The sequence below is a fragment of the Streptomyces corynorhini genome (assembly GCF_003346515.1).
Taxonomy (GTDB): Bacteria; Actinomycetota; Actinomycetes; order Streptomycetales; family Streptomycetaceae; genus Streptomyces; species Streptomyces corynorhini.
The window spans coordinates 1-18,021 of sequence record NZ_QQNA01000126.1; the positions used below are offsets into that span (position 1 = coordinate 1).

The 18,021-nt window shown below is 71.8% G+C and carries 14 protein-coding genes and 1 pseudogene; 6 read left to right on the top strand and 9 right to left on the bottom strand.

The window, feature by feature from the left end; all coding sequences use genetic code 11:
* Nucleotides 1-272: ATP/GTP-binding protein (locus tag DVH02_RS17320; RefSeq protein ID WP_199566324.1), on the top strand; the 272-nt coding region annotated here is incomplete at its 5' end.
* Between the two features lie 100 nt (nt 273-372).
* Here DVH02_RS17320 and DVH02_RS17325 read toward each other — a convergent pair.
* The 3 genes from DVH02_RS17325 to DVH02_RS17335 form a co-directional block, all read right to left on the bottom strand.
* A complete protein-coding gene (locus tag DVH02_RS17325) occupies nt 373-579 on the bottom strand; it encodes an acyl-CoA carboxylase subunit epsilon (protein ID WP_114624716.1) in 207 nt (68 codons plus the stop codon).
* A 40-nt stretch (nt 580-619) separates the two neighbouring features.
* Nucleotides 620-2,203, bottom strand: coding sequence for an acyl-CoA carboxylase subunit beta (locus DVH02_RS17330; protein ID WP_114624717.1), 1,584 nt, complete (start codon nt 2,201-2,203; stop codon nt 620-622).
* Nucleotides 2,204-2,356: 153 nt separating this feature from the next.
* Nucleotides 2,357-4,753 (bottom strand): polysaccharide lyase 8 family protein, encoded by a 2,397-nt coding sequence (locus DVH02_RS17335; RefSeq protein ID WP_114624718.1) that lies wholly within the window; start codon nt 4,751-4,753, stop codon nt 2,357-2,359.
* A gap of 241 nt (nt 4,754-4,994) precedes the next feature.
* On the opposite strand from DVH02_RS17335, the gene DVH02_RS17340 reads away from it, so the two are divergent.
* On the top strand, nt 4,995-6,200 hold the full coding sequence (locus tag DVH02_RS17340; RefSeq protein ID WP_114624719.1) for a glycoside hydrolase family 64 protein: 1,206 nt from the start codon (nt 4,995-4,997) through the stop codon (nt 6,198-6,200).
* A gap of 77 nt (nt 6,201-6,277) precedes the next feature.
* Here the strand turns inward: DVH02_RS17340 and DVH02_RS17345 are convergent, their stop codons facing one another.
* Nucleotides 6,278-6,787 (bottom strand): hypothetical protein, encoded by a 510-nt coding sequence (locus DVH02_RS17345; RefSeq protein ID WP_114624720.1) that lies wholly within the window; start codon nt 6,785-6,787, stop codon nt 6,278-6,280.
* A 195-nt stretch (nt 6,788-6,982) separates the two neighbouring features.
* Here DVH02_RS17345 and DVH02_RS17350 point away from each other — a divergent pair, with 195 nt between their 5' ends.
* Entirely contained in the window at nt 6,983-7,597 is a 615-nt protein-coding gene (locus DVH02_RS17350) for a YceI family protein (RefSeq protein WP_114624721.1), read from the top strand.
* A 123-nt stretch (nt 7,598-7,720) separates the two neighbouring features.
* Here the strand turns inward: DVH02_RS17350 and DVH02_RS17355 are convergent, their stop codons facing one another.
* Nucleotides 7,721-9,082 (bottom strand): hypothetical protein, encoded by a 1,362-nt coding sequence (locus DVH02_RS17355; protein ID WP_114624722.1) that lies wholly within the window; start codon nt 9,080-9,082, stop codon nt 7,721-7,723.
* A 318-nt stretch (nt 9,083-9,400) separates the two neighbouring features.
* Between DVH02_RS17355 and DVH02_RS17360 the strand changes: the two are divergent.
* A pseudogene (locus DVH02_RS17360) lies at nt 9,401-10,485 on the top strand (glycoside hydrolase family 30 beta sandwich domain-containing protein); the annotation flags it as partial.
* Nucleotides 10,486-10,519: 34 nt separating this feature from the next.
* On the opposite strand, the gene cimA reads toward DVH02_RS17360, so the two are convergent.
* The 3 genes from cimA to DVH02_RS17380 all read right to left on the bottom strand — a co-directional run bounded on the left by cimA (nt 10,520) and on the right by DVH02_RS17380 (nt 14,847).
* Nucleotides 10,520-12,127 carry a citramalate synthase gene (gene cimA, locus DVH02_RS17365; RefSeq protein WP_114624723.1) on the bottom strand — a complete coding sequence of 536 codons (1,608 nt, stop codon included), beginning with the start codon at nt 12,125-12,127 and terminating at the stop codon, nt 10,520-10,522.
* A 333-nt stretch (nt 12,128-12,460) separates the two neighbouring features.
* The gene (locus DVH02_RS17375) at nt 12,461-13,552 is read right to left on the bottom strand and encodes a branched-chain amino acid aminotransferase (protein WP_114624725.1); all 1,092 of its coding nucleotides are present in this window, start codon (nt 13,550-13,552) and stop codon (nt 12,461-12,463) included.
* Between the two features lie 245 nt (nt 13,553-13,797).
* Nucleotides 13,798-14,847 (bottom strand): 3-isopropylmalate dehydrogenase, encoded by a 1,050-nt coding sequence (locus DVH02_RS17380; RefSeq protein WP_114624726.1) that lies wholly within the window; start codon nt 14,845-14,847, stop codon nt 13,798-13,800.
* Between the two features lie 128 nt (nt 14,848-14,975).
* On the opposite strand from DVH02_RS17380, the gene DVH02_RS17385 reads away from it, so the two are divergent.
* Nucleotides 14,976-16,559: a purple acid phosphatase family protein gene (locus DVH02_RS17385; RefSeq protein ID WP_199566325.1), complete on the top strand. Its 1,584-nt coding sequence runs from the start codon at nt 14,976-14,978 to the stop codon at nt 16,557-16,559.
* A gap of 58 nt (nt 16,560-16,617) precedes the next feature.
* Here DVH02_RS17385 and DVH02_RS36770 read toward each other — a convergent pair whose 3' ends face one another.
* The gene (locus tag DVH02_RS36770) at nt 16,618-16,749 is read right to left on the bottom strand and encodes a hypothetical protein (RefSeq protein WP_106979167.1); all 132 of its coding nucleotides are present in this window, start codon (nt 16,747-16,749) and stop codon (nt 16,618-16,620) included.
* Between the two features lie 331 nt (nt 16,750-17,080).
* Between DVH02_RS36770 and DVH02_RS17395 the strand changes: the two genes are divergently transcribed.
* A complete protein-coding gene (locus tag DVH02_RS17395) occupies nt 17,081-17,917 on the top strand; it encodes a DUF1206 domain-containing protein (protein WP_114624728.1) in 837 nt (278 codons plus the stop codon).
* Nucleotides 17,918-18,021 lie beyond the last annotated feature (104 nt).

Sequence of the window (18,021 nt, forward strand, 5' to 3'; positions counted from 1 at the left end):
GCGGCGCCATCGGCGCCGTCGTCCTCGTCGACACCCGCCGCCTCGCCGACTGCTTCCCCGCCGTCGACTACTTCGAAAACTCAGGACTCCCCTTCGTCATCGCCCTCAACGGCTTCGACGGACACCAGCCCTACACCCCCGACGAAGTACGCGAAGCACTCCAGATCGGCCCCGACACCCCCATCATCACCACCGACGCCCGCCACCGCGCCGACGCCAAGAGCGGACTCATCACCCTCGTCGAACACGCCCTCATGGCACGACTCCGGTAGGGCAGGACGCCGCACGGCGAAGGCCCCCGCACTCGGTGAGAGTGCGGGGGCCTTCGCCGTGGCCGGGCCGGAAAGTGGGCCCGGCCGTGCTACGGGGTGCTCAGCCCTGCCAGCTGTGCGGGGCACGGAAGCCGGGGGTGCGCTCCAGTCTGCGCCAGCCGGCCGTGGTACGGCCCCGGCGGGCGTCGACCGCCTGCGGCCGGGAGGCGGCGCGGGCCATCAGGATCGCGGTGATGGCGGCCAGTTCCTCCGGGCCTGCCTGGCCCTTCTCGACGCGCAGCAGGGAGTCGTTCGCGGAATCGCTCATGGAAGTCTTCTCTCCGTCTTCTCGTTGGCGGGCGCGGGGATCACTGCGGGGGGTTGCCGTGCTTGCGGGACGGCAGGTCCGCGTGTTTCGTACGGAGCATCGCGAGGGCGCTCGCGAGCACCTCGCGGGTCTCCACGGGGTCGATGACGTCGTCCACCAGTCCGCGCTCCGCCGCGTAGTACGGGTGCATCAGTTCGGCCTTGTACTCCTTGACCATGCGGGTGCGCATGGCCTCGGAGTCCTCGGCCTCGGCGATCTGCTTGCGGAAGATGACGTTGGCGGCGCCTTCGGCGCCCATCACGGCGATCTCGTTGGTCGGCCAGGCGTAGGTGAGGTCGGCCCCGATGGACTGGGAGTCCATGACGATGTAGGCGCCTCCGTATGCCTTGCGCAGGATCAGGGAGATCCGGGGCACGGTGGCGTTGCAGTAGGCGTACAGCAGCTTGGCACCGTGCCGGATGATCCCGCCGTGCTCCTGGTCGACGCCGGGCAGGAAGCCGGGCACATCCAGCAGCGTGACGATCGGGATATTGAAAGCGTCGCACATCTGGACAAAGCGCGCAGCCTTCTCGGACGCCTCGATGTCCAGGACACCGGCGAGGGACTGCGGCTGGTTGGCCACGATGCCGACGACCTGGCCGTCGATCCGGGCCAGGGCGCAGATGATGTTGCGGGCCCAGCGCTCGTGGATCTCCAGGTAGTCGCCGTCGTCGACCAGCTCCTCGATCACCTTGTGCATGTCGTAGGGGCGGTTGCCGTCGGCGGGCACCAGGTCGAGCAGCACCTCGGAGCGGCGGTCGGCCGGGTCCTCGGAGACGACCGTGGGCGGGTTCTCGCGGTTGTTCTGCGGGAGCATCGACAGGAGGTAGCGCACCTCGGCGATGCAGGTCTCCTCGTCGTCGTACGCGAAGTGCGCGACGCCCGAGGTCTCGGCGTGCACATCGGCGCCGCCGAGGCCGTTCTGGGTGATCTCCTCGCCGGTGACGGCCTTGACCACGTCCGGGCCCGTGATGAACATCTGCGAGGTCTCGCGGACCATGAAGACGAAGTCGGTGAGGGCCGGGCTGTAGGCGGCGCCGCCCGCGCACGGGCCGAGCATCACGCTGATCTGCGGGATGACACCGGAGGCGCGGGTGTTGCGCTGGAAGATGCCGCCGTAACCGGCGAGGGCGGAGACGCCCTCCTGGATCCGGGCGCCGGCGCCGTCGTTCAGCGAGACCAGCGGGGCACCGGCCGAGATGGCCATGTCCATGATCTTGTGGATCTTGGTGGCGTGGGCCTCGCCCAGCGCGCCGCCGAAGATCCGGAAGTCATGGGCGTAGACGAAGACCGTGCGGCCCTCGACCGTGCCCCAGCCGGTGATGACACCGTCCGTGTACGGTCTCTTGGCCTCCAGGCCGAAGCCGGTCGCGCGGTGCCTGCGCAGCTGCTCGACCTCTTTGAAGGAGCCCTCGTCGAGCAGCAGCTCGATGCGCTCCCGGGCAGTCAGCTTGCCCTTGGCGCGCTGGGCCTCGGTGGCGCGGTCGCTGGGGCCCCGGCGGGCCTCCTCGCGCAGCGCGTGCAATTCGGCCACACGGCCCCGGGCGTCGGCGGGCCCGCTCGGCGTCTCGTCCACTACGGTCATGTCCCAACCCTACGAACCCGACCAAGCCGAGCGCGCCGTCGACTCCGCACAGTCTCCCGGCGGAATTCCTGGTGGGCCTGGACAGAACCGCACACGAGGAGGTGACGGTGGACAGAGCACTACCCCCAACCGTTGTAGGGATCCCCCTATATTTCAGCGGAGGGTCAGGAGACAGCCATGGGCGGCGCCGGCGGTTCCGGGTGTGATCCTCAGCCGTACCCTACGGCCCGCTTCGAGCACCTCGACCGAGGGGTCCAGGCCGGTGACCCGGCGTACCCGCCGGTCCCAGACGATCTCCAGCGGCTCTCCCGAGCGTGCGGGCTCACTGACCCGCAGCTCAGCGGTACGGCCGCGCTCCGCGACGAGGACGGCGGCGGGCGCGGTCGCGGTGAGCGGTCCCACCGTACCGGGCCGCCAGAAGTTCGCGGCGACGCGGCCGAGGGAGCGGATCTCGACGGCCTGCCGGTCCGCGCTGTTGTCGAGGATCCGCAGCCAGCTCGGGTCGGCGGCGCGGGCGGCGAGAGCGCGCCGGGAGGCGCCGGGCATCAGGAGGTAGCTGTACGAGGCGTCCACCGGGTCCGTGCCGTGGTCCAGCCAGAGCGTCCGGTAGCGGCGGGTGCGCCGTTCGGGTGAGCCGCCGGTGTTGATGTCGCGCCAGGCTCCCGTCCGGTCCTCCTGGAGGGTCCGCAGGTCGGCGCCGCCGGGGAAGACCCAGCCGCCGTGACCGGCCAGGTGGGCCCAGCGGGTGCGCGGGCCGTGCGGACCGCCCGCCCCGCCGGGGCCGAGGGTGAGGGCGTGCGCACCGCTCTCGCCCAGGTTCCGGTTGTCGACGACCGTCTCGACCGGCACCCCGTCCGTACAGCTGATCCCGGCGCCGAGGCAGACGACGGCGTCGGCCACGCAGAACCAGGACTTCCGGGCTTCGAGCGTGGAGCCGAGCCCCTTGAGGTGCTGGCCCACGGCGGCGTACTCGCCGTCGGTGACGCCGCCGACCCACCGTACGTCCGGCCGGGGCTCGCCCCACTCGCCACCGGCCCGGTCCGCCAGCCGCCGGGTGGAGACCGTCGTGCCGGGCAGCCGGTAGGGGTCGACCGTGGGCCAGAACCAGTCGGTGTACTGGTCGTTGCCGGTGTCGGCGCGCCACCAGTAGAGCATTCCCGCGCCGGTGTGCCAGCCGCGCGGGTGCTCGCCGTTGCCGCACTCGTAGTGCGCGATGCGGTCGGAGGCCATCGCGATGTTGGCGGCCCAGCCGGGGCGGCGGTGCACGGCCCGGTCCATGGCGGCGAACAGGGTGTGGCCGGTCGGCTCGGGGGCCGGTGCCACCGGGCGGGCGGCGACGGCCCGCAGCCGGGCGAGATCGGCCACGTCGAACTGCGGGGCGGTGAGCACGGGCGACACCGTGTCGCGTTCGATCCACCCCTTGACCAGGGCGCTCCACCGCTCGCGCTCGACCGGGGAGGCCGCTTCGCCGAGCAGCGCGACGGCCGCGATCAGCCCCTGGCCGTGGAAGTGGTCGCCGCGCAGGACCCCTTGGCCTTCACCTCCGTCACCGGCGAGGACGCCGCGGCTGACGGCCCGGCCGCTGACGCTGTCCATCACCAGCCCGTTGTAGATCAGCGGGGCGTAGCCGCGCTCCACGCTGTCGAAGACGATGCCCAGGTCAGGATCGGTGACCGCCCAGGCGGATCCGGCGAGCAGGGCGAGGAGCCGGCCGAGGCCGTCCAGCAGGACCTGACCGTACGTGCCCGAGTAGGCGACGGTGGTGTGCTGGACGAACGAGCCGTCGGCGTAGAGCCCGTCGCCCGCGCTCACGTACGGGAAGACGGGCGAGAGGGCGTCGCGGGCCAGGGCGATCCGGTCGGGGGCCGCGCCGAGGACACCGCGCAGCGCGACCGAGCGGCAGAGGTCGACGCGGTTGGCTCCGGTGCTGGTGCCCGAGTAGTCGGTGAGCAGCCGGTCGGGGACGAAGTGGTCGACGGCGGCGTGGGCGGCGGTCCTGCGCTCCTCGGTGAGCCGCTCGTACAGGACGGCGGTGATGTCCATGAGCGGCCGGGGGCTGCCGATCTGCCACTCCCACCAGTTGCCGTAGGGGGTGGTGGCGGGGTGGTAGACCGTCGCGGCGAGGTGGTCGAGTCCGCGCACGACGTCGGCGAGCAGCGCGGGGTCACCGGTGCCTCCGGTGCCGGGCAGGGCGTACGCGCGGGTCATGGTCCAGAGCCTGGTGTAGCTCTGGGTGATGCCGGAGGGCGGGTCGAAGGGGCGGTCGGGCCACAGGTGCGAGGGCGCGGGCGCCATCGACCGCCGCCACCGGGCGGCGAGTTCGCCGGTGGCGGCGAGCCGGGAGGCGTAGGGCTCGGCGGCGGGGTCGTAGCCGGTGCCGAGCTGGAGATCGACCCAGCGCAGCCGCAGCTCCTCGAAGGCGGCGGGCCCGGCGGGCGCGGCGAGGAGCGGCGCGGACAGCGCGCCCGCTCCGGCGGTGGCCAGTGCGGCGGCCAGGAAGGCGCGTCGGGAACCGGCGGCGGAGCGGGAAGGGACGGGCGGCGGCGGCACGGGGAACCTCCAGGATCGGACCCGGACGGGAAAGCGCGCCCCAACAGCTGCTCACGGAGCGGCTGTTCACCGGTGTATCACACCGGGCCGTGACCCGAGGGGCACACACCGCCGCTGTGAGAGCGCTCTCAGACTCAACTCTTGACTGGTTCCCCATGCGTAGCAAGAGTGGGGGGCCAACGCAGGGCGCCTCCTCCCACACGCCGCGCCCGGCGTCCCCCCACGTATCAGGAGATCTTCCGTGATATCCCGCCGACTGTTCCTCACCGGCACGGCCGCCGCAGCGACGGCCCTCACCTACCCCGTCTGGGGAAGCGCCCTGAGCCCCCACGCCTCGGCCGCCCCGGAGACCTGCGAAATCGCCCTCCAGAACACGTCGTTGCCCGGCTCGGTCAGCGCGTACGTCACCGGCCACGACGCCGCCACCAACGGCTGGGTGCTGCTGCGCGCCGACGGCAGCGTCTACCGGCCGGAGTCGCCCGGCGCCCCGCAGACCCCGCTGCCGGTGGACTGCGCGATCCCGCTGAACCCGGCGGGCGGCGAGCCCGTGGTGCTGAAGCTGCCCCAGATGTTCGGCGCGCGCGTCTACTTCGTCCGCGACGACACGCTGGACTTCTTCCTCAACCCCGGCCCCTCGCTGGTCGAACCGGCCTTCGCGACCGAGGCGGACCCCAACTACGACCGCACCTGGTCCTTCTGCGAGTTCACCTTCAACTCGGACCAGCTCTTCTCCAACATCAGCTACGTCGACCTGGTGACCGGGCTGCCCATCGGCATCACCCTGGAGGGCGACGCCACCCACACGGTCGCCCCGCTGCCCGAGGGCGCCCTGCAGAAGATCGCGGACGGGCTGACCGAACAGGCCGCGGTGGACGGGCACCCGTGGGACAAGCTGGTGCTGCGCGGCAGCGACGGCAAGGTCCTGCGGGTGATCTCCCCGCAGAACCTGGCGGGCGAGACCCCCTTCGCCAACGTCTTCGACAGCTATGTCGACCAGGTGTGGGAGAAGTACCGCTCGACGGATCTGAAGATCGACCTCCAGGGCGGCCGGGGCGTGTTCACCGGCCGGGTGAGCGGCGACACCCTCACCTTCGACGGCGGCCACACCTTCGCCAAGCCGACCTCGATGGACATCTTCACCTGCAACAGCGGGCCGTTCGCCAACAACCCCGAGGACTCGGACGACAAGAAGGGGCTGCTGGCGCGGCTCGGCGCCGCCTTCAACCGCTCGACGGTCCTCAGCCACGCCGACCAGCCGAACGGCGCCACGGCGGCGGACTACTACCAGGACCCGGTCACCAACCACTTCGCCCGGGTGGTGCACGCCAACACGCCGATCGGCTACGCCTTCCCGTACGACGACGTCCAGCCCGACGGTCAGCCGGATGTCTCGGGCGCGGCCCACGACGGCAATCCGCGCCGCTGGACGGTGACGGTCGGCTCCTGAGCCACCGGCCGGCCCTCGCGGTGCCCCGCTCTCCCCCGGACCGGCCGGTGGGGGGCGGGGCACCGTCGCGTACGGCGTCAGCAGCCGCCGCAGTTGTAGTAGGTCACGTCCCAGTGGTTGCCCTCGTCCGCGTAGACGTTGCCGGAGCCGGACTGCCACTGCTGGGCGCCGTCGCCGCGCACACCGATGTAGGCGAAGGTGTTCTTGATGTAGTTGGTGACGCAGGTGGACTTGCCGAAGTCGAGCTTGTAGCCGTTCCAGTGCGAGTACGTGCCGCTCGCGTGTCCGGTCTCCGTGCCTCCCGTGATGTTGAGGGCGCAGCCGGTGGCGCTCCTGAGCGTCTGGGCCCCCTTGGCGGTGTCCAGGTTGAGCTGGTCGAACGACGTACACGTCGCGACGTTCCGGTGGGAGCAGCCGCCCGACGACGACCAGGTGATCCCCGAGGAGCCGAACATCGAGGCCGCCGTGGCGTGCGTGATCTTCGTGGCCGCCTGGGCGTCGGTGGCCGCCGCGAGCACCCCGAAGCCGGGGGTCAGGAGCGCGCCCGCGACAAGGGCGAGAGCGGTGAGGACCGAGCGGATTTTCATGGGGGGAATCCCTCTTCTGCTGAGGATCGGGCGGGCAACGGAGTGGATTCTGCCCAGGTCTACGCGCGTACATGACAACGAAGACGGTTCACCTGGGTGAACTGTCCGCACGGATCCCCGATGTTGTTGAAGTTTGAACGAGATGGCGTTAGGGTCATCTCGTTGAAGCTTAAACAATCACTCGCAGGAGGAACCATGGCTCTCTTCGGCCGCAAGAACGACAGCTCCGCCACCGCCACCCGCGAGGCGGACCCGGCGCTGGCCGCGCTTACCGGTGCATACACCATCGACGCCGCCCACAGCACGATCGGCTTCACCGTCCGGCACGCGATGGTCACCAATGTCCGGGGGTCGTTCGGCGAACACGAGGGGTACCTCAACCTGGACGGCGCGAACCCGGCCGCCTCCACCGCGTCCATCGATGTCTCGATCGCCAGCGTCGACACCGGTATCGCGGACCGCGACGGCCATCTGCGCAGCGGTGACTTCTTCGACGCCGAGACGTATCCGAAGATGACCTTCCGCTCCACCTCGGTCGAGCCGCTCGACGCGGAGACCTACCGGCTCATCGGCGATCTGACCATCAAGGACGTCACCAAGCCGCTCACCATCGACCTGGAGTTCCACGGCTCGGCCACCGACGTGTACGGCAACGAGCGCGTCGGGTTCGAGGGCAGCGCCGCCATTCTGCGCTCCGACTGGGGTCTGACCTGGAACGCGGCGCTGGAGACCGGTGGCGTGATGGTCAGCGACAAGGTCAAGCTGAGCTTCGACATCTCCGCGATCAAGAAGGCCGCGGTCACCGTCTGAGTCGGCGATGACCGGCGGACGGAAGTACGGGAGCGCGCGGGACGGCGGCGCGAGAGGCGGCAGCGCGCCGGACGGCAGCGCCCGGGACAGCAGCGCGCCGGACGGGAGCGCGAGAGGCGGGGCTCAGAAGCCGCCGCCCCCGCCGTCGAAGCCGCCGCCGCCGCCGCCGAAGTCCCCTCCCCCACCGCCGAACCCGCCGCCGAAGTCGCCCGGGTCGAAGTCCGCGCCCGAGTAGTCGCCGCCGCCGAAGCCGGAGGCGTCACCGCCGCCGAAGTCCGCGGCGTACGCGGGGCTCGCCATCATCGAGCCGAGCATCGTCCCGACCAGCAGCCCCGGCAGCAGGCCGCCGCCGAAGTAGCCCCCGGCCCACGGACCGTACGCCGGACCCGCTTCGTAGTAGGGGCGGGGCCCCTGCTCGGTCGCCACCGTACGCACCGCCGGGTCCTCGCCGTCCGCCAGCCGCGCCGCGTCGGCCGCGCAGACCGGCACGGACCGCGCCGCCCCGGCGGGCGGGGACCACTGCGCGTCCGTCGTCGAGGGGCCGTGGCGCGGGTCGAAGAAGCACGGCGAGCGGCGCTCGGGAAGCGGCGCGCCCCGCCGTCGCGCGGCCAGCGCGGCCAGGGAGAACCGGCCGTCCTCCAGCGCCCGGGTCACGCCCCGTACGTCGTCGGGCCGCCGGGCCGCGCCCATCAGCGACTTGGCGCTCTCGTAGGCGTCCAGGGCGTGCGCGTAGTCCGCGCGCATGGCGTCGTCCGCGCCCGCCTCCGCGGGGTGGAAGTCGAGCCGGTCCAGCTCCTCCCCGAAGGCGGTGATGTCCTCGTCCACGACGACCCGCAGCTTCTCCAGCGCCTCCCGCTCGCGCTCCTCCTTCTTGCGGCGGTTCCTGCGCGTGACGGCGTACGCCCCGGCGCCGCCCACCACGGCGATCGAGCCGAGCGCGACGAGACCGGCGGTCGAGTCGCCGCCGCCGTCGCCGCCCGAGGCGGTGCCCCACGAAGCGGGGGCCTGGCCCCGGGCCTGCGGGAGCGCCTGGTCCACGAAGTTGTTCAGCTCGGTCACCGTGTCGACGGGGCCGCCGCCCCTGACCGCGTCGGCGAGGTTGGCGACGGCCTGCCGCGACATGACCGTACGGTCGGCGTCGGCGCCGAAGGAGTCACCGAGGCGGATGGCGTACAGCCCGGTGACCCCGGTCTGCGTCCGCACCGTCCGCAGCACGCTGTCCTTCGGGAACTCCGCCGTGGCGGGCAGGACGGCCACGAAGACCGGCTTGCCCGCGTCCTTGATCTTCTTCGCCAGCGCCTCGGCGTCCGCCGCCGGGAGCTGGGAGGCGGCCCGGGGATCCACATAGACCGGCCCCTCCTTCAGCGCCGCGCCCACGGCCGCGGGACCGGTGTCGGCGGCCGTCGCGAGGGGCGCGGCGGCGACGGCGGCCGCGGAAAAGACGAGAAGCAGCCCGGAAAGTGTGGAAAACAGCCTCGGCCTCATACCCCGACGCTACCCGAAGTATGGCAATACCGGACGAGTAAACGAGGGGCAAAATCGACGGGCGCTGCCCACAGCCGTCAACACTTCACGCCGCACCGCGCCCGAGGATTGGTTCGGACCTTTGCCGCGTACCAGGCCAGAGCGCAAGTCGCAGGCGATGGACCGGCGTTGTGCGTTCAGGTTGTGAATACGCGCCCCCTTTGACGGGAGTTCTCAACAGCAGTTCACTCACGCCGCACGGCACGGACGCGCCACCCCTCACCGGTACGGCGCGCCGCACCACCCCCCACCTCCTCTGCCGAGAAGGGCAGCAGACCTATGTCGAGATCGACTGGTACCGGGCGGCGGCTGACGAGGGTTCTCCTCGCGGGAGCCCTCGCCACCGCGGGACTCACCGGCCTCTCCGCGGGTACGGCGCGGGCCGCCGACGAGCAGGTCGGCATCTGGCTGACATGACGACCGACGACAGCGGCGGCCGTCATGTCACCCGCGGCCTCCAGCAGCAGACCCCCGTCACCTTCCGGGCGGGCAGCGGCGGCAGCGGCGAGAACATCACGGTGGACGAATCCACCCGCTACCAGACCTTCACCGGCGGCGGCGCCTCCTTCACCGATACCGCCGCCTGGCTGATGAAGGGCAGCGGGGCGCTCTCCCAGGCGACCCGTGACGACACGATGAAGAAGCTCTTCTCCCCCACCGAGGGCATCGGGCTCTCCTTCGTCCGCAACCCCATGGGCGGCTCCGACCTCGCCCGGTTCGGCTACACGTACGACGACCTCCCGGCGGGCCAGAGCGATCCGTCCCTCGCGCGGTTCTCCCTCGCCCATGACCTGGCGGACATCCTGCCGCTGACCAAGCAGGCCAAGCAGCTCAACCCGGCCCTCTCGACGATGGCCTCGCCGTGGACGGCACCGGCCTGGATGAAGGACAGCGGCCCGCACAACGGCGGCTGCGGCACCTGCGACGGTCTGGTGACGGTCCACAACGGGGACAGCCGGCACGGCCAGGTCGACTACACGATCGAGTACTACACGATGGGCCACCTCACGAAGTTCGTGAAGCCCGGCGCGCAGCGGATCTCCTCGACCGCGTCCACCGCGGTGCCCAACGTGGCCTGGCGCAACCCGGACGGCTCCAAGGCGCTGATCGCCTACAACGGCGCGTCGACGGCCCGCGAGACGCGCGTCAACTGGGGCGGCCGGACGTTCAGCTACGCGCTGCCCGGCAAGACCTCGGCCACCTTCACCTGGTCGGGCGACCCGTCCGGCGGCGGACCGGCGGCCTCCGGCGCCCTCACCGGGCTCGGCGGCAAGTGCCTGGACGTGGCGGACAACTCCGCGGCCAACGGCGCCCGCGCCCAGATCTGGACCCGCACCGGAGCCGCCAACCAGAAGTGGCGGCTCCAGAGCCAGTGACCCGGGCCGGGGTCGGACCGGGTCACTGCGCCGGTTCGACCCCGGCGCGCAGCAGCCCGTACGTGTACGCGTCCTCCAGCGCCTGCCAGGAGGCCGCGATGACGTTCTCGCCGACCCCGACCGTGGACCACTCACCGGCACCGTCGCCCGTGGTGATCAGCACCCGGGTGGTGGACTCCGTACCGTGCCGGCCTTCGAGGATGCGGACCTTGTAGTCCACCAGCTCGAACTTGGCGAGCTGCGGATAGATCCGCTCCAGCCCGACCCGCATGGCCCGGTCCAACGCGTTGACCGGGCCGTTTCCCTCGGCGGTGGAGACGATGCGCTCGCCCTTGGCCCACAGCTTCACGGTGGCCTCGTTGGCGTGCGTGCCGTCGGGGCGGTCCTCGACGATCGCGCGCCAGGACTCGGTACGGAAGTAGCCGCGGGCCCGGCCCTCGACCTCCTCGCGGAGCATCAGCTCGAAGGAGGCGTCGGCCGCCTCGTACGTGTACCCCTTCAGCTCGCGCTCCTTGACCCGGCCGACGACGCGGCCGACCAGATCGCGGTCGCCGCCGAGGTCGATGCCCAGCTCCCTGCCCTTCAGCTCGACGGAGGCGCGGCCCGCCATGTCGGAGACCAGCATCCGCATGGTGTTGCCGACCAGCTCGGGGGCGATGTGCTGGTACAGGTCGGGGTCGACCTTGATCGCGGAGGCGTGCAGCCCGCCCTTGTGGGCGAAGGCGGAGACCCCGACGTAGGGCTGGTGGGTGGAGGGCGCGAGGTTGACGATCTCGGCGACGGCGTGCGAGATCCGGGTCATGTCGGCGAGCGCGCCCTCGGGCAGCACCCGCTTGTCGTACTTCAGCTCCAGGGCGGCGACGACCGGGAAGAGGTTGGCGTTGCCGACGCGCTCGCCGTATCCGTTGGCCGTGCACTGGACGTGCGTGGCGCCCCCGTCGACCGCGGCGAGGGTGTTGGCGACGGCGCAGCCGGTGTCGTCCTGGGCGTGGATGCCGAGGCGGGCGCCGGTGTCGGCGAGGACGGTGGAGACGACGGCCTGGATCTGCGCGGGCAGCATCCCGCCGTTGGTGTCGCACAGGACGACGACATCGGCGCCCGCCTCCGCGGCGGCCCGTACGACGGACTTCGCGTACTCGGGATTGGCGCGGTAGCCGTCGAAGAAGTGCTCGCAGTCCACGAAGACGCGGCGGCCCCGCTCGCGCAGGTGGGCGACGGTGTCGCGGACCATCGCCACGTTCTCGTCGAGGGTGGTGCGCAGCGCCAGTTCGACATGGCGGTCATGGGCCTTGGCGACCAGGGTCACCACCGGGGCGCCGGACTCGACCAGCGCTCTGACCTGCGGGTCCTCGGACGCCTTGGCGCCGGGTCGGCGGGTGGAGCCGAAGGCGACGAGCTGGGCGTGCCGGAAGTCGATCTCCTGCTGGGCGCGCGCGAAGAACTCGGTGTCCCGGGGGTTGGCACCGGGCCAGCCGCCCTCGATGAAGCCCACCCCGAAGTCGTCCAGATGCCGGGCGATGGCCAGCTTGTCGGCGACCGTGAGGTTGATGCCTTCGCGCTGTGCGCCGTCGCGCAGCGTCGTGTCGAAGACATGAAAACTGTCGGCTGTCTCCGCGGACTCTGTGGTCATGGTGGTCTGCTCCTGTCGAGTGGAAGGTCTCGCTCCACTTGCCCCCATCATCGCGTGCGGCCCGTTCTCGGCCGGGGTGGGGCCGGAAAACGAAAAAACCCCTCGCGGGTGCGAGAGGTCTGCGCGCGGGTCTGGGGCACGATGGCCGCGCCGTACGGGGTGGTACGGAACGGTCACTGCGGACCGGCGCGCTCGCTGCCGATAATCATGGCGAAAGAAAGCACGGCCTGATTTTCGCACGTCCCTGGCGGGTGGCCGAAACCGTCTCACCATGCGGGCGGCGGTGCGGACCGGGGCGGCCCGCACCCGGGGAACGGGTGCGGGCGCCGTCGCTCAGCCCAGCTCGTGCATCCACCCGTGGGCGTCCGCGCCCTTGCCGGTCTGGACGTCGAGCAGCGCCTGACGCAGCCCCAGCGTGACCTTGCCGGGCTCGCCGCCCGCCTGGGTCCACTCGCCGCCCGCCGACTTGACGACGCCGACCGGGGTGATCACCGCGGCCGTACCGCAGGCGAAGACCTCGGTGAGGGTGCCGTTCTCCGCGTCGCGGCGCCACTGCTCCTTGGAGATCCGGCCCTCCTCGGAGGTGTAGCCGAGGTCTCCGGCCAGTTTGAGCAGCGAGTCACGGGTGATGCCCGCCAGCAGGGAGCCGGTCAGCTCCGGTGTGACGATCCGGTCCCCGTACACGAAGTACAGGTTCATCCCGCCCAGCTCCTCGACCCAGCGGTGCTCGACCGCGTCCAGGTAGGCCACCTGGGCACAGCCCTTCTCCGCCGCCTCGGCCTGGGCGAGCAGGGAGGCCGCGTAGTTGCCGCCGGTCTTGGCGTCGCCGATGCCGCCGGGGACCGCGCGGACGTAGTTCTCCGAGAGCCAGACGGAGACCGGCTCCACGCCGCCGGGGAAGTAGGCGCCGGCGGGCGAGGCGATGACGAGGAAGAGGTACTCGTCGGCCGGCCGGACGCCGAGCCCGACCTCCGCGGCGATCATGAACGGGCGGAGGTAGAGGGACTCCTCGCCGCCGTGCGCCGGCACCCACGCCCTGTCCTGCCGGACGAGCGCGTCGCACGCGGCGATGAACGTCTCGACGGGCAGCTCGGGCATGGCGAGCCTGCGGGCCGAACTCTGGAAGCGGGCGGCGTTGGCCTCGGGGCGGAAGGTGGCGACCGTGCCGTCGGGGCGGCGGTACGCCTTGAGCCCCTCGAAGATCTCCTGCGCGTAGTGCAGGGTCATGTTGGCCGGGTCCAGCGAGAGCGGACCGTACGGGACGAGCTGCGCGTCGTGCCAGCCGCGCCCCTCCGTCCACCTGATCGTCACCATGTGGTCGGTGAAGTACCGGCCGAACCCGGGGGCGGCCAGGATCGCCTCGCGCTCCGCGTCGGACAGCGGACTGGCGGAGGGCTTGAGTTCGATCGTCGTTGGCGTGGTCATGAATACTCGTCCTTCACCGGTTGTGTGTGACGGACCGTGCTCACACCGCTACGTCTACGAGGACGTCCGAGCATTCCCGTGTGCCGCGGCCCCTCCCGATTATCGCTCGGACGGGCGGGGACGGAAACGGCTGGGTGGGCGCCGGGGTGAGTGCGGTCCGGGGCTGATGGTGTCACCCGGCCGCACGCACAGCGCAGCCGCCGGGTTCCGTGGGGACCCGGCGGCTGCGTGAGGAAGTCGTCGGGTCAGCTCGCTACGCGTACGGCGAGCGCGTCGCCGATCTCGTCGGTGGTCCGCGCGGAGGCGGCCGTACCGTCGCGCCCGGCGAGGTCGGCCGCGACGGCCTCCTCGATCCGGGCGGCCTCGGCGTCGAAGCCGAGGTGCCGCAGCAGCAGGGCGACCGAGAGGACGGTGGCCGTGGGGTCGGCCTTCCCCTGGCCCGCGATGTCCGGTGCCGAGCCGTGGACGGGCTCGAACATGGACGGGAAGGTGCGGTCCGGATTGATGTTCGCGGACGCGGCCAGGCCGATACCGCCGGTCACGGCGGCGGCCAGGTCGGTGAGGATGTCACCGAAGAGGTTGTCGGTGACGATCACGTCGAAGCGGTCGGGCTGGGTGACGAAGAAGATCGTCGCCGCGTCGACGTGCAGATAGTCGGTGGTGACCTGGGGGTATTCCCGGCCGACCCGGTCGAAGATGTTCTTCCACAGGTGGCCCGCGTAGACGAGGACGTTGTTCTTGTGGACCAGCGTCAGCTTCTTGCGCGGACGGGAGTCGGCCCGCGCGTACGCGTCACGCACGACGCGCTCCACGCCGTACGCCGTATTGAGGCTGACCTCCGTGGCCACCTCGGCGGGCGTGCCGGTGCGCAGGGAGCCGCCGTTGCCCGTGTAGGGGCCCTCGGTGCCCTCCCGCACGACGACGAAGTCGATCTCCGGCCGGCCGGCCAGCGGGGTCGCCGTGTTGGGGAACAGCTTCGACGGACGCAGGTTCACGTAGTGGTCGAAGGCGAAGCGCAGCTTGAGCAGCAGCCCGCGCTCCAGCACGCCGGACGGCACGGACGGGTCGCCGATCGCGCCGAGCAGGATCGCGTCGTGGCCCTTGAGCGCTTCGAGGTCCGCGTCCGGGAGGGTCTCTCCGGTGCGGTGCCAGCGGCCGGCGCCGAGGTCGAACTCCGTCGTCTCCAGCTTCACGTCCTGCGGAAGAACGGCCGTGAGGACCTTGAGGCCCTGGGCCACCACTTCCGGTCCGATACCGTCGCCGGGGATCACTGCGAGACTGAGGCTGCGAGACATGACGGCAGCCTAACGCCCGTCCCACCCCATGACACGGTGCGTCCATTCTGTGGACACATGGCGATGCGGTCGCCCCTTGGACGCCGGGGCTCCACGCGGAAGCCACCCGGCGGTGCGACGGTCGGGTCATGGAATCTCCCACTCCGCGGGTCGGGATCCCCGGCCCTCTCGCCTCCCGCATGACCATGCCGGAGCAGCACGCGTATCTGCGGGCCAGGATCGGCCGGCGCGCGCTGCTGCGCGCCGGGACGCTCACCGCCGGTTCGGTGGCGGGCGCCGGGCTGCTCGGCTCCAGCTCCGCCACCGCCCAGCCGGGCGCGGCGGCCTCCCCCGCCTTCCTGCCGTCGTCGGCCGCGACCCGGGTGGACGGGTCGCTGGTGGCGCCCTTCGGCCGCCATCTCGCCTACGGCTCCGACCCGCGGACCCGGATGACGGTCTCGTGGCAGGTGCCGCTGCCGGTGCGCCGTCCGTATCTGCGGGTCGGGCTGAAGCCCTGGGAGCTGAGCCAGCGGGTCGGGGCGGAGGTCCGGCCGCTGCACACGCCGTCGCTGTCGGCGAAGCTGCCCGCCGTCGACCAGTACTATCTGCACGCCGCGCTGGAGCGGCTGCGCCCCGGCACGACGTACTACTACGGCGTCGGCCACGACGGCTTCGACCCGGCGGACGCGTGGCGTCTCGGTACGGTCGGCAGCTTCCGCACCGCCCCCTCGCACGCCGAGCCGTTCGTCTTCACGGCCTTCGGCGACCAGGGCGTCTCGTACGACGCCCTCGCCAACGACCAGGTGATCCTGGGCCAGAACCCGGCCTTCCACCTGCACGCGGGGGACCTCTGCTACGCGGACGGCAACGGCCAGGGGCTGCCCGCCGACACCTACGACGCGCGCGTGTGGGACCAGTTCCTGGCGCAGACCGAATCGGTCGCCGCGCGGGTGCCGTGGATGGTGACGACCGGGAACCACGACATGGAGGCGTGGTACTCGCCGAACGGCTACGGCGGGCAGAACGCGCGCTGGACGCTGCCGTCGGACGGGCCCGACCCGGTGAAGTCGCCGGGCGTGTACTCGTTCACGTACGGCAACGTGGCCGTGGTGGCGCTGGACGCCAATGACGTCTCGCACGAGATCCGCGCCAACACCGGCTACACGGACGGCGCCCAGACCCGGTGGCTGGACAGGCGGCTGGGCGAACTGCGCCGGGACCGGGACATCGACTTCGTCGTGGTCTTCTTCCACCACTGCGCCTTCTCCACGACGAACGCGCACGCCTCCGACGGCGGCGTGCGGGACGCGTGGGTGCCGCTGTTCGAGAAGCACCGCGTGGATCTGGTCGTCAACGGCCACAACCACGTGTACGAGCGGACGGACGCGCTGCGCGGCGGCGCCGTCGGGCGGCGGGTGCCGATCGGCGAGTCCGTCAGCTCGGTGCGCGACGGCATCGTGTACGTGACGGCGGGCGGCGCGGGCAAGGCGCTGTACGACTTCCCGGTGCCGGACAGCTACGAGGGCCGGGTGGCCGACCTGGAGAGCGTGCCCACCTACCACTGGGCGGCGGACGGGGCGAAGGCCACCGAGACCGTGGAGTGGTCCCGGGTGCGCTACACCGGCTTCTCGTTCCTCGCCGTCGAGGTGACCACGGGGCACCGCCCCGAGCTGCGGGTCTCCGCGCTGGCCGAGACGGGCCGGCGTATCGACCACTTCACGGTCACCCGCTGACGGCCGGGCCGGCCGGGCCGGTCGGGTCGGCCGGGTCGGCCGCGTCGGCCGCCGGGCGTCAGTGGCCGGTCGAGCCGCCGTTGTCCCTGCGGTCGAGGGCGCGCTGGAGGGCGGCGGCGGCGTTCTTGCGGTCGGACTCGCTGGTGCGCGGGGTGTGACGGACCCGGCGGCGGACAGTCGTCTCGGCCATGGTGATCGACTCCTTCGGGCAGTGGGGGACACGCGGGAACGAGCCCGCGTGATGCGTCTGCGGGGCCTGTCCGGGCGATCCCTTCCGGACGGGCCGGGCGCCGGGGCGGGGGCGTGTGCGCGGCAGGGGTTGCCTGCGTGGCGCGGGCCCACGACCGCCCTTCGCTGGATGGAGCGAGACGATCGGCTCATTCCAAGCTAAGCGAGGGGCGGCTTCCTGTCTGCACCATTACTCGGACTTCCTACTATCTGAGACGGCGCGGCAGCCGGACGCACCCCGTGCCCGCCGTTTCCCCGAGCGGGACCGGGGCACCTGGGTCCCGGAGGCCCACATGGACGTACAGAGCACGGCACGGGACGGACAGGACAAGGCACGGCGCGCGGCGAACAGCTCCGCCATGGACGCGGCGGCCCGCTGGGGATTCGCGTCGCGGGGCGTGATCTACCTGCTCATCGGGGTACTGGCGCTGCGCGTCGCGTTCGGCAGCGGCCGGCAGGCCGACAAGGGCGGCGCGCTCGCGGAGCTGGGCGCGAAGCCGATGGGATCGGTCCTGCTGTGGGCGGTCGGCGTCGGGCTGGCCGGGATGGCGCTGTGGCGGCTCTCCGAGGCGCTGTTCGGCCTGTCGGGGCCCGACGGGTCCAAGGCGGGCAAGCGGCTGCTGTCCGGCGGGCGGGCCGTCTTCTACGGATTCTCCGCGTACTCGGTACTGGCGTTCGCGGTCGGCGAGAAGGGCAGCGGCAAGGGGTCGAGCGACCAGGAGTCGCGCGATGTCACGGCGCGGGCCCTGGAGTTGCCGGGCGGCCGGTGGATCGTGGGCGCCGCCGGGGTCGGGGTGGCGCTCGCCGGACTGTGGATCGGCGGCCGCGCGGTGCTGCGCAAGTACCACAAGCATCTGAAGCTGGGCGAGATGTCGCGCGTCCAGCGGCGGTTCGTCGATGTGGCGGGCGTGGGCGGCGGATCCGCGCGCGGTGTGCTGTTCACGGCGGCCGGTGTCTTCGTGGTACTGGCGGCCGTCGCGTACGAGCCGGACAAGGCGAAGGGGTTCGACAACACCCTGCGCTCGTTCACCGACACCCCGGCGGGGCCGTGGCTGCTGGCCGTGGTCGCGGTGGGGCTGGCGCTCTTCGGGGTCTTCTCGTGCTCGATGGCGCGCTGGCGCAAGGTCTGAGGACGGCAGAGGGGACCGCCCCCGCGCCGGAAGGGGGGGACAACCGGTGCGGGGGCGGTCCCCTCTGCCGTCCTCAGACCTTGCGCCAGCGCGCCATCGAGCAC

Coding starts and splice junctions, on each gene's coding strand:
- DVH02_RS17325 (WP_114624716.1), bottom strand. CDS start 579: ATGAGCGATTCCGCGAACGACTCCCTGCTGCGCGTCGAGAAGGGCCAG.
- DVH02_RS17330 (WP_114624717.1), bottom strand. CDS start 2,203: ATGACCGTAGTGGACGAGACGCCGAGCGGGCCCGCCGACGCCCGGGGC.
- DVH02_RS17345 (WP_114624720.1), bottom strand. CDS start 6,787: ATGAAAATCCGCTCGGTCCTCACCGCTCTCGCCCTTGTCGCGGGCGCG.
- DVH02_RS17350 (WP_114624721.1), top strand. CDS start 6,983: ATGGCTCTCTTCGGCCGCAAGAACGACAGCTCCGCCACCGCCACCCGC.
- DVH02_RS17355 (WP_114624722.1), bottom strand. CDS start 9,082: ATGAGGCCGAGGCTGTTTTCCACACTTTCCGGGCTGCTTCTCGTCTTT.
- cimA (WP_114624723.1), bottom strand. CDS start 12,127: ATGACCACAGAGTCCGCGGAGACAGCCGACAGTTTTCATGTCTTCGAC.
- DVH02_RS17375 (WP_114624725.1), bottom strand. CDS start 13,552: ATGACCACGCCAACGACGATCGAACTCAAGCCCTCCGCCAGTCCGCTG.
- DVH02_RS17380 (WP_114624726.1), bottom strand. CDS start 14,847: ATGTCTCGCAGCCTCAGTCTCGCAGTGATCCCCGGCGACGGTATCGGA.
- DVH02_RS17385 (WP_199566325.1), top strand. CDS start 14,976: ATGGAATCTCCCACTCCGCGGGTCGGGATCCCCGGCCCTCTCGCCTCC.
- DVH02_RS36770 (WP_106979167.1), bottom strand. CDS start 16,749: ATGGCCGAGACGACTGTCCGCCGCCGGGTCCGTCACACCCCGCGCACC.
- DVH02_RS17395 (WP_114624728.1), top strand. CDS start 17,081: ATGGACGTACAGAGCACGGCACGGGACGGACAGGACAAGGCACGGCGC.